Here is a 12,018-nt window from a genome sequence, read left to right on the forward strand (position 1 = left end):
TTCTTTACTTCATTAATTCTCATTTTAAAATTATTATGTCATTTTTCACATATTATTCTAAGATAAAATGAATAATCTTAATTCTTATTACTTGGAAGGATAATTTTTAATATTGTTTAGATATTTTATATTTATGATTTTCATACCTCTTATTTTATTCGCAAATAAAAATCTTGAAAAAACTGTTTTGCAACTCTCATGGTTTGACCAATTCCAATTTGCAGGTTACTATATCGCAAAAGAAAAAGGTTTTTACAAAGAAGCGGGACTTGATGTAGAAATAAAAAATTATGATTTTGACATAAATGTCACAAAAGATGTTAGTGTTGGAAAAGTTGATTTTGGAATAGCTAGAGAAACTTTAATTCCAGAAAAAATAAACACTTTTCATAATATTGTTGCTCTTTTCCCTTTATTTCAAATCTCACCACTTATTTTACTAGTAAAAAAAGATTCAAATATAAATTCTATAAAAGATTTTAAAGATAAAAAAATTATGCTATCAGAAAACGATGCTGGTCAAGCTTCTGTAAAAGCCATTCTTTTATCTAATAATATTAATATGGAATCAAAACAGATTTTAAAACATTCCCATAATATAGAAGATTTAATAGATAATAAAACAGATATTATAAGTGCATATATTTCAAAATTTCCTTTTATTTTAGAAGAAAAAAATATTCCTTTTAATATTTTTGCTCCAAAAGATTACGGCTTTGATTTATATAGTGATTTTTTGTTTACAAGTAGTGAACTTATTAAAAAAGATACAAATAAAGTAATTGCATTTAAAAATGCATCTTTAAAAGGCTGGGAATATGCATATAATAATATTGATGAAACAGTAGATCTTATTTTAGAAAAATACAATAGTCAGAATTTATCAAAAAAAGAACTTCTTTTTGAAGCTAACGAACTAAAAAAATTATCATATTATAAAAATAACACTCTTGGAAATATTGATAAAAATAAATTAATTCGAATTTATGATATTTATCGTATTTTGGGTTATTTTGAGGGAAAAGACAATCCTTTAGATTTTATTTTTGATGAATATAAACCCACTTTAAATACAGAAGAATCTAAATATTTAAAAAATAAAGATACTTTAAAGATATGTGTTAGAGATAGTTTTCTTCCCTATGAAAGTTTTTTAGATAGTCATCTAATAGGAATAACCTCTGAATATATAAAAATTATAGAAAAAAAGCTTGATGTAAATTTAGCGTTAGTGGCAATAAATAATTTAGAAGAAGGATTTTTAAAACTAAAAACTCATGATTGTGATTTTATTTCAACTATTCAAAATAGAGATAAAAATAGTGAAGTTTTATATACAAAACCCTATTTGGAATTGCCTTTTGTTTATATAAGCTCAAAAAAAAATTCATTTATTACAAATTTTGAACAACTAAAAGATAAAAAGATATTTATCTCAAATAATGAAAAATTAGCTGCTAACTTAAAAGCCGATTATCCATATTCAAAAATTTATGAAACACCAACAGCTAGATTTGCATTTCAACAAATTTTGGCAAATAATGCAGATGGATATGTTGGAAATATTGCCGATGTAATTTATAATCTACAAAAATATTATAATGAAGACCTAAATATTACTGGAAATTTTGACTATAAGACTGATATATCTTTTGCAATTAGAAAAGATAATTATTTATTAGAAGAAATTTTAAATAAAGTTATTGAAAATATTTCAAAAGAAGAAAAAGAATTAATCCAAAACAATTTTAGTACTTTTAAATATAAACAAAATGAAAATCACAAATCCTTAATAATAATCTTAATAACTTGTTTTTCAATCATTAGTTTACTTACAATTATTTATGTAAGGGAATATATTTTAAAAAATAGAATCCAGAAATCAAATACTTATTTAGAAAAAAGAGTTTTAGAAGAGAGTTTGAAAAATAGACAAAAAGATGAAATTTTATTTAAACAAACAAAATTGGCTTCCATGGGTGAAATGATAAATAATATTGCTCATCAATGGAGACAACCTTTAAATAGAATAAATTTATCAGTTCAAGTAATAGAAGATTTATTAAAAGAAAACTCACATATTTTGGAACACAAAGAATTAATTGATAAAAAGATATTTCATATCAATAAAAATATAAATTATATGTCAAATACAATAGAAGATTTTATGAACTTTTTTCATCCAAATAAAGAAAAAAATAGTTTTAACCTATATGCTTTAATCAAAAAAGCTATTTCTTTAATACAAAATAAAGATAGCAATATATGCTTTTATTTAGAAATAAATAAAAAAATCAATCTTTATACTTTTGAAAATGAGTTTTTACAAGTAATTTTAATCATTTTAGAAAATGCAATAGATTGTTTTAAAACTGTAGAAAATAACAATAAATATATTGATATTTTTACTTTTGACAAAGAGGATCATATAACCTTACTAATAAGAGATAATGCAGGTGGTATTTCATCTACGATAATAGATAAGATTTTTGAACCATATTTTACAACAAAGTTTAAAAATGAGGGTTCAGGAATTGGGTTATATATGGCAAAAATGATTATAGAAGAGAGTATTGGTGGAAAGTTAGATGTTTATTCACAAGACATCTATACAAATTTTAAAATTACCATAAAAAAGGAAAATACAAATGACAAATCTTAATTTATTATATGTTGAAGATGATGAAGAAATTATTGAAGATATAGATTTCTTTCTTAAAAGACATTTTAATGAAATTACAATTGCGAAAGATGGAGAAAAAGCTTTAGAACTTTTTGAAGAAAAGAAGCCAGATATTATTATATTAGATATTAATATTCCAAAAATAAATGGATTAAAGGTTGCTGCAAAAATAAGAGAAATAAATAAAAAAATTCCTATTATTTTTCTAACCGCATACAGCGATAAAGAAAATCTATTACAAGCAATAAATCTTCATGCTTTTTCTTATCTTATAAAACCATTTAAAGTTGATGAGTTAATTAATGCTATTACCAAATATAAAAAAGATTTCTTACTAGAGTGCCAAAACTCTAATACAAAAATATTAAGTGAAGAATTCATTTGGAATAAACAAAAAAAAGAACTTTTTTATGCTAATCAAAGAATTCCTTTAACAAAAAATGAAATAGCACTTATTGATTTATTTATACAATATGATTTTAGGTTTTTTACGCCAGAAGATATACATGACTATATATTTTTAAATAGCGACATCAAAGACAATTCAATTATTCAATTAATTTCTAGATTAAAAAGAAAAATTAATAACTTAACTGGTAATAATAATTTCTTTATTGAAAATATTTATAACAAGGGTTATCATTTAAAATAATAGAAAATCTAATTTTTAAGTATTATTTTTTGTCATTTTTTACATATATATTTGTACTACTATTCATATATTAAATTTTATGAAAAGGTACTTCATGTTAAAGAATCTAAATACAAAGAAAAAGTTGTTTTTATTTCCCATTTTATTTGTGCTAATTGTAGTAATTTCGGCATTTGTATATAAACATTATAGCAATATGGCGAATACAAGAAATTCTGTAGCAATTACTACTGATGCATTTGTCCAAGGACTTTTAAAGGGTAGAATCTCTATTTACCAGTTTTTAAGAAATCCAAGTGAGGCAAATAAACAAATTGTTCTTAAAAATTTTAACGAATTAGATCATGATGTTTTAGAACTGAAAAAAACATTAGTTACTGAAAAAAACAGAGGATTAATTGACGAGATTTTAGTATTTTCAAAAGAATACATAGATGGTTTTAAAAGTTTTTCAGAAAAAAGAATTCTTGATTTTAATAATGGTGAAGTTATTGAATCAAGCCAAATAAAAAATCAAATATCAGAAATGGCTAAAATTGGTTTAAAATTAGAAGATAAAATTGTTGAAATAAATACTAGTGCAGTTGAATTAAGAGATGAAGCTTTTAGTTTATTGGATACTACTTTAACTATTCTTGCTTTTATATCTATTGTAATTTTTATATTAATTTCAGTATTTATTTCAAATATTGTTATCAATTCATTAAATGAGTTTAAAAATGGTTTACTTACATTTTTTGGTTATTTAAATAGAGAAATCAACGATGTTTCATTGCTTGATGATAGCTCTAAAGATGAATTTGGAGAAATGTCAAAAGTTGTAAATGAAAATATCACTAAAACTAAAAAAGGTATTGAAGAAGATAGAAAATTAATAGATGAAACGATTAGTGTTTTAGGTGAATTTGAACAAGGTGATTTATGCCAAAGACTAAATATAAATGTTTCAAATCCTGCTTTAATGCAATTAAAAAATGTATTAAATAAAATGGCTGATAATCTTGAATTAAATATCGATAATGTTCTTCATGTTTTAGAAGAGTATTCACAATATCATTACTTAAATAAAATCTCAACAAAAAACATAAAAGAACATTTATTAAAACTTGCAAATGGAGTAAATACTCTTGGAGATTCAATTACGGAAATGTTGGTTGAAAATAAATCAAATGGTTTAACACTTGATGAGAGTTCAAATGTTTTATTAGCAAATGTAGATAAATTAAATATCTCTTCAAATGAAGCTGCTACTTCTTTAGAAGAAACAGCAGCAGCTTTAGAAGAAATCACAAGTAATATAAGACATAACACAGAGAGTATTGCAAAAATGGCAAATTTCTCTAATAATGTTACCCAATCTGCTACTCATGGCGAAAAACTAGCGAATCAAACAAATGTTTCAATGGATGAAATAAATGCACAAGTTACAGCAATAAATGAAGCAATTACAGTAATTGACCAAATAGCATTCCAAACAAATATTCTTTCATTAAATGCAGCCGTAGAAGCAGCAACTGCTGGAGAAGCAGGAAAAGGATTTGCAGTTGTAGCAGCTGAAGTGCGAAACTTAGCATCAAGAAGTGCAGATGCAGCCAAAGAAATAAAAGATTTAGTTCAAAATGCTACAGTAAAAGCGAATTTAGGTAAAGAAATAGCTGGAAATATGATAGATGGATATAAACAATTAAATGAAAATATTTCTCAAACTATAAACCTAATTGCAGATATACAAAATGCATCTAAAGAGCAATTACTTGGAATTGAACAAATAAATGACGCAGTAACTCAACTTGACCAACAAACTCAACAAAATGCAATGGTAGCGTCACAAACGCATGATGTGGCAGTTTTAACTGATGAAATAGCAAAATTAGTTGTAAGTAGTGCTGATGAAAAAGAGTTCAAAGGTAAAAATGAAGTAAAAGCCAGAAATGTAGAATCATCTACAAAAACTGCACATAATGCTAAGAAACATAATTAAAAAATAGAAAGAGTTTTTTTGAATAAAGAGATAAAGATGTCAATAAATGACATTATTGTTACAGAAACTGACGCAAAAGGTATTATAACTTTTGCGAATGAAGATTTTTGTAAAATTGCTGGTTATAAACAAGAAGAATTAGTAGGAAACCCACATAATATTGTGAGACACCAAGATATGCCAAAGGCTGCATTTAAAGACTTATGGGAAACTGTAGAAACAGGAAAAGTTTGGAAAGGTATAGTTAAAAATAAAACAAGAAATGGTGGATTTTATTGGGTAAATGCAACAGCATATCCTTCAAAAAAAGTAAATGGTGAATTAAGATATATATCAATTAGAATAAAACCCACAGATAAAGAAATAGCAGATGCTCTAAAACTTTATTCAACATTAAATTAAAGAGTTAAAATGTTTAGAAATAAAAATAAAAAAATTATTACTATTTTAGATATTTTAGAATCTTATATTAATCATGAAATAAATACTCTACCAGAGTTAGATAAATCTCAAAAGGGTTTAAATCAAGAAATTCTAAATAAATTTAATTCAATATTTAATACACTAAATCAAAAACAAAATGAAGAGTTACAAATTTTTGGAGAGTTATTACTCGTAACTGAAAAAATGGCCACTGGTACTTTTACTGATAAAATTTATCATACAAATACTTCGAATATAAAACTAAATTATATTGCAAAAACTATAAATATATTAGCTGACAATATGCAAAATACAATTGGTCAAGCACTGATTCTTTTGGAAAGTTATAGTAATTATAATTACTTAAATTCATTAGATGAAAATTCTGTACAAAATGATTTTAAAACTTTATTTAAAGATATAAATAATTTAGGAAAAGCAATAACTCAAATGCTTGTTGAAAATAAAGCTAATGGATTAACTTTAGATGAAAGTTCAAATATTCTTCTAACAAATGTAGATAAATTAAATATAAGCTCAAATGAAGCAGCAACTTCTTTAGAAGAAACAGCAGCAGCCTTAGAACAAATCACTGGAAATATTAGAAATAATACTCAAAATATTGCGAAAATGGCAAATTATTCAAATAGTGTCACAAAATCAGCAGCTGATGGTGAACAACTTGCAAATCAAACAACAATTGCAATGGAAGAGATAAATATTCAAGTAAATTCTATAAATGAAGCAATTACAGTAATTGACCAAATCGCATTTCAAACAAATATTTTATCTTTAAATGCAGCCGTAGAAGCAGCAACTGCAGGTGAAGCAGGACGAGGATTTGCTGTTGTTGCAGCAGAAGTGAGAAACCTTGCAAATAGAAGTGCAGAAGCAGCTCGTGAGATAAAAAATATTGTTGAAAATGCTACAAAAAAAGCAAATGATGGAAAACAAATAGCAAATAATATGATTATTGGTTATAAAGAGTTAAATCAAAATATAACAAATACAATAAATCTAATTTCAGATATTGAAATGTCAAGTAAAGAACAGTTAATGGGAATTGAACAAATAAATGATGCAGTAACACAATTAGACCAACAAACTCAACAAAATGCAGCTGTTGCATCACAAACCCATGATGTGGCAATTTTAACAGATGAAATAGCAAAATTAGTTGTATCAAATGCTGATGCAAAAGAGTTTGAAGGAAAAAATCAAGTTAAGGCAAAAAGTACTGGGACAATTTCTAGATTTTAGACAAAGGAACTATGATTTATGTTAAGAGAAATCCAAACTATAGTTGAAAATAGTGGTACATTAATTTATATAATTGATTTATCTACTCATAAAATTCTTTATGCTAATAAAAAATGTAAAGAAGAGTTTGGAGATATACTAAGTAAAACTTGTTATAAAGTTTTACAAAAAGGTCTAGAGGTTCCTTGTTCTTTTTGTCCATTAAATCAGAATGAACTTCCAGCTAACTTACTTCCATTTGGAACTTTATATAACTGGGAACATAAAAATACTATAAATGGCAAATCTTATATGTTTGTTAGTCATATTTCTCAATGGACTGATGGAAGAAAAGTAAATATTCAATTTGGTATTGATATTTCAGAACAAAAAAGATTAGAAGCACAGATTTTAAAAGAAAAAGATGAATTTATTGAAACTTTCAAAACGATAATTGATTCAACATTAGAAGGAATAATTATTTATGATGAAAATAAAAAATGTATTCAAGTTAATAAAGTAGCCACTAAACTTTTAGGCTTTAGTGAAGAAGAAATGTTTAATAAAGATGCTTTATATTTTATATCACATGAATCAATAGATTTAGTTAATCAAGTTATTAAAAAAGACAATCAAGAAGCTTATGAAGCTTTAATGAAAAGAAAAGATGGTTCAACATTTCCTGCTATTTTAAGAGGAAAAGATATAAAAGTATTAGATAAAAAAATAAGAGTTTCTGCAATTTTAGATATTAGTGAAATCAAAGAAAGAGAAAAAGATATTCTTAGATTAGCACAATATGATCAGCTAACAAGCCTTCCTAATCGACTAATGTTAAGAGAAATATTTTCTTTTATGAGTAAAAGAGTTAAAAGAGAAAATCATTATGGTGCACTTTTATTTATTGATTTAGATTATTTCAAAGTGATTAATGATATTAAAGGTCATCCAATAGGAGATGAAGTTTTAATTGAAACTGCAAAAAGATTAAAAGACCTACTTAGAGAAACAGATTTTGTAGCAAGATTAGGAGGAGATGAATTTGTCATCCTAATTGATACAAAAACTAATGATAAAGACTTAGTTATCAAAGATATAAATATAATTTCAAATAAAATCCTAAAAGAGATTAAAAAGCCATATTTAATATTAGAACATGAATTAAGATTAACAGCAAGTATTGGAATAATTTTATTTAGGAAAAATACGAATTTAGATGAATTAATGAAATATGCAGATACAGCAATGTACAGTTCAAAAGAAAAAGGCAGAGATAGATTTAGTTACTTTGACCCTAAATTACAGCAAATAATAGAAGAAAAAGCTCAAATGGTAGAAGAATTAAGAAAAGCTATTGAAAGAAAAGAATTAGTACTTCATTATCAAAAACAAATATTAACAAAAAATAATAAAAGTAGTGTTATTGGAGTTGAAGCACTAATTAGATGGAATTCTCAAAAAGGGCTTATTCCTCCAAACTCTTTTATTCCAATTGCAGAAGAGTCAGGTTTAATTATACCAATAGGAAAATGGATTTTAATTGAAGCTATAAATCAAATAAAACTCTGGGAAAATAATAAAGAAAAAAGAGATTGGAGAGTATCTGTAAATATTAGCCCAAAACAATTTGAAAGGGATAATTTTGTAGATTTATTAGATTTATTAATAAAAGAATATAATATAAATCCTAATAAATTAAGATTAGAATTAACAGAGAATTTATTAATCAAAAATGTAGAAGAAACCCTTAAAAAAATAAAAAAATTATTTGAATTAGGTGTAACTTTATCAATTGATGATTTTGGGACAGGATATTCATCTTTGGCTTATTTAAAACAATTACCAATACATGAGTTAAAAATAGATCAATCTTTTATAAGGGATATTCTTATTGATTCCAATGATTTTTCAATAGTTGAAACTATTTTATCTATTGGTAAGAAATTTAATTTAGAAGTTATAGCTGAGGGCGTTGAAACAAAAGAACAACATGAAATGTTAGTATCTATGGGATGTTCTTATTTTCAAGGTTATTTATTTGGAAAACCTAACAAACCAGATTCACTTTAAAAAAGGAATAATTTAATATGAATATTATTGAATTTAAAACAAAAAACTTTAATATCTTAATTGTGGAAGATTCCTCTTCTATGATTAAAATTATTAACAATATCTTTTTAGATTCTGGATTTAATACTTTTTTATCAACTACATTAGAAGAGGCAAGAGAAAAAATAAATTCAATAAAAATAGACTATATTCTATTAGATATAAATCTTCCTGATGGAAATGGTTATGAACTTATAGAAGAGTTATCTTTATATAAATTAAACCCTAAAATAATTGTACTTACAGCACAAACTGACTCTCAATTAAGAGAAGATTCTTATCAAAAAGGAATAATTGATTTTATTAATAAAGATAAAAATTTTGTATATAAGATTTCTGAAATACCTAATTTAATAAAACAGCTTGAAAAGAATAGAACAAAAACAATTTTGATAATAGCTGATTCACAAGACAGAAGAGAAAAGCATAAAAATATCTTCGAAAATAGAAATTATAAAGTATTAGTAGCTTCAAATATAACTATTGCATTAGATTTAATTAAAACAAATAAAATAGACTTAATGTTACTAGATTTAGAATTAGAAAAGGAAAATGGTGTTGAATTTTTATTAAAAAATAAGAAAATGATTTTAAATGAGTTAAAAATTAAAGTTGTAATAATAAGTGAAAATATTTCACCTACTACCCTAAGAGATGCTTTTAGGTTGGGTGTTAGAGATATAATAAAAAAACCTTATGTCCTAGAAGAATTGATTTTAAAAACTGATATGTATATAAATGATAAAGATATAGAAGATGAAATGTTTTCTAAAACTCAACTTTTAAATCAATACAAAAGTACGGTTGATAGAAGTTTTATTGTTTCAAAAACAAATGTAGATGGGATTATTACTTATGTTAATGAAGCATTTTGTGACATTTCAGGATATAAAGAAGATGAAATTTTAGGGAAACCTCATAGTATTTTAAGACATAAAGACACTCCACTTAATACTTATGAAAATATGTGGCACACTATTAAAGAACTAAAAGAAGCATGGAGAGGTACCACAAAAAATAAACATAAAAATGATTATTCTAGTGATTATTGGCTGAAAACGATAATAAACCCAATATTAGATAAAAACAATAATGTATTAGAATATATTGCAATTAGTACAGATATATCTCAAATGATGAATGCTAAAGAGTATTTAAAAGAACAATACCACATCTCTCAAAATAATTTCCAAGAGATTATGAACTTATCAAAACTTTATGAAAAAGCAATGGATGAAAGTAATATCATTTTAAGAGTAAGTCAATATGGCAAAATTACTTATGTAAATGAGCAATTTTATAAAATTAGTGGTTATACACAAGAAGAACTAATTGATCAACCATATGAGAGTATTAAAAGAATTTTTCCGCCAAGCGAAGATGATAATAAAATAATTGAACATTTACAAAGTGGTAAAATCTGGAATGGACAAATTCATAATATTTTTAAAGATGAAAGAGTTCATTATTTCCTAGCAACCGTCGTTCCAATAATAAATCTTCAAGGTGAGATTTTAGAATATATGAGTATTAGAAAAGATATAACAGAAGTAATTGAATTACACAAAGAACTAGAAGAGACTCAAAGAGAAATCATTTATAAAATGGGTGAAATAGGAGAAAGTAGAAGTAGTGAAACCGGAAATCATGTAAAAAGAGTTGCTGAATACTCAAGACTTTTAGCAAAATTATATGGCTTAAATGAAAAAGAATGTGATATTTTATTTACAGCAAGTCCAATGCACGATATAGGAAAAGTTGGAGTTCCTGATTCAATTTTAAATAAACCTGGGAAATTAACTCCTGAAGAATGGGTAATTATGAGAGAACATTCAATGAATGGTTATAATATTTTAAAAAACTCAAAAAGAGAGATTTTAAAAGCAGCAGCAATAGTAGCCAGAGATCACCATGAAAAATGGGATGGAAGTGGTTATCCACAAAATTTAAAAGAGAAAGAAATTCATATTTATGGAAGAATTACTGCTGTTGCTGATGTATTTGATGCATTAGGAAGTGATAGATGTTATAAAAAAGCTTGGAAAGATGAAGATGTTTTTCAATTATTACTTGATGAAAAAGGAAAACAGTTTGAACCTAAATTAATCAATTTATTTTTTGAAAATATTAATAAATTTAAAGAAATTAGAGATAGGTATAAAGATTAAATAAATATGAATTGCAAAAATAGAGTAAAACCAAAATTATTAAGAGATGTAAAAACAGAAGCACTTTTAGTATTTATAAGAACTACATTAGAACAATCTTTTCAGCAAATAGATAATTTTGGTTATAGCTTTGAATTAGGTAATGATGAAGATAAAGAATTAGTTTATTCTTCTTTAAAAAAATTACTAGAACATCTTCAAGATACGGTTATAAACTCAACTTATTTAAGAAGTTTGATTGAAAACTCTCATAAAAACTCAACTTTAAAATTACTTGCAAAAAAAGAAGAACCTTTAATGATTTATTATGATACTTTAATAAAAACAATTGAAGTTTGTTTACCAAATGGAAGTTCTTGGATACCTGAATTAGTTGTAATTTCACTTTTAAGTGAATGGATAATCGAAGAAGAAAAAACAGCATATTTTTATCCATATTTAAAAGATTTTGATTATTTAGATTTGATAAATAGATACGATAATTCAAAAAAAGATTTAGATAATGAAAAAAAAGAGATTGTTATGCATATGTATAAAATTTCTTCTAAATTAATAGAAAAATTAAAAAAAGCTGAGTATAAAATAAATACTTCTAGAAAGAAATCTAAGAGAAAATAAATGAAGATATAAAAGTTAGGGATCGTTCAAAATTTTGTGTCAAACAGGTAAAATAAACAATACCAAAGGACACAAAGATGAAGATAGAAATAGATGTAGAGCAATTTGCTCGTGATATAAAAGCTGGTAAAAGTATCGGTGGAGC

7 protein-coding genes and 1 pseudogene are annotated in these 12,018 nt (G+C 24.8%); all 8 read left to right on the plus strand.

The annotated features are described in order from the left end of the window. Window positions 1-112: 112 nt before the first annotated feature. The 8 genes and pseudogenes from B0174_RS10730 (at window position 113) to B0174_RS10765 (ending at window position 11,873) form a co-directional block, all read left to right on the plus strand. On the plus strand, window positions 113-2,662 hold the full coding sequence (locus B0174_RS10730; protein ID WP_133174798.1) for an ABC transporter substrate-binding protein: 2,550 nt from the start codon (window positions 113-115) through the stop codon (window positions 2,660-2,662). Beyond that, a complete protein-coding gene (locus tag B0174_RS10735; protein ID WP_108560706.1) occupies window positions 2,649-3,335 on the plus strand; it encodes a response regulator transcription factor in 687 nt (228 codons plus the stop codon). Before B0174_RS10730 ends, B0174_RS10735 begins: the two co-directional genes overlap by 14 nt. 94 nt (window positions 3,336-3,429) lie before the next feature. After that, a complete protein-coding gene (locus tag B0174_RS10740) occupies window positions 3,430-5,316 on the plus strand; it encodes a methyl-accepting chemotaxis protein (RefSeq protein WP_108560709.1) in 1,887 nt (628 codons plus the stop codon). 18 nt (window positions 5,317-5,334) lie between these two features. Then, complete coding sequence (locus tag B0174_RS10745) at window positions 5,335-5,718, plus strand: PAS domain-containing protein (RefSeq protein WP_228156455.1); 384 nt, start codon at window positions 5,335-5,337, stop codon at window positions 5,716-5,718. Window positions 5,719-6,066: 348 nt separating this feature from the next. Then, window positions 6,067-6,999: pseudogene (locus tag B0174_RS10750) on the plus strand (methyl-accepting chemotaxis protein); the annotation flags it as partial. 18 nt (window positions 7,000-7,017) lie between these two features. Further along, complete coding sequence (locus B0174_RS10755; protein ID WP_108560718.1) at window positions 7,018-9,048, plus strand: sensor domain-containing protein; 2,031 nt, start codon at window positions 7,018-7,020, stop codon at window positions 9,046-9,048. A gap of 17 nt (window positions 9,049-9,065) precedes the next feature. Continuing rightward, entirely contained in the window at window positions 9,066-11,255 is a 2,190-nt protein-coding gene (locus B0174_RS10760; RefSeq protein WP_108560721.1) for a response regulator, read from the plus strand. Between the two features lie 6 nt (window positions 11,256-11,261). Beyond that, window positions 11,262-11,873: a hypothetical protein gene (locus tag B0174_RS10765; RefSeq protein ID WP_108560724.1), complete on the plus strand. Its 612-nt coding sequence runs from the start codon at window positions 11,262-11,264 to the stop codon at window positions 11,871-11,873. The last annotated feature ends 145 nt before the right edge of the window (window positions 11,874-12,018 follow it).

The organism is Arcobacter caeni (assembly GCF_003063245.1).
Classification (GTDB): Bacteria; Campylobacterota; Campylobacteria; order Campylobacterales; family Arcobacteraceae; genus Aliarcobacter; species Aliarcobacter caeni.

Excerpts from the sequence above, each read along its gene's own strand:
- B0174_RS10765 (WP_108560724.1), top strand. The coding sequence starts at position 11,262 with ATGAATTGCAAAAATAGAGTAAAACCAAAATTATTAAGAGATGTAAAA.
- B0174_RS10740 (WP_108560709.1), top strand. The coding sequence starts at position 3,430 with ATGTTAAAGAATCTAAATACAAAGAAAAAGTTGTTTTTATTTCCCATT.
- B0174_RS10735 (WP_108560706.1), top strand. The coding sequence starts at position 2,649 with ATGACAAATCTTAATTTATTATATGTTGAAGATGATGAAGAAATTATT.
- B0174_RS10760 (WP_108560721.1), top strand. The coding sequence starts at position 9,066 with ATGAATATTATTGAATTTAAAACAAAAAACTTTAATATCTTAATTGTG.
- B0174_RS10755 (WP_108560718.1), top strand. The coding sequence starts at position 7,018 with ATGTTAAGAGAAATCCAAACTATAGTTGAAAATAGTGGTACATTAATT.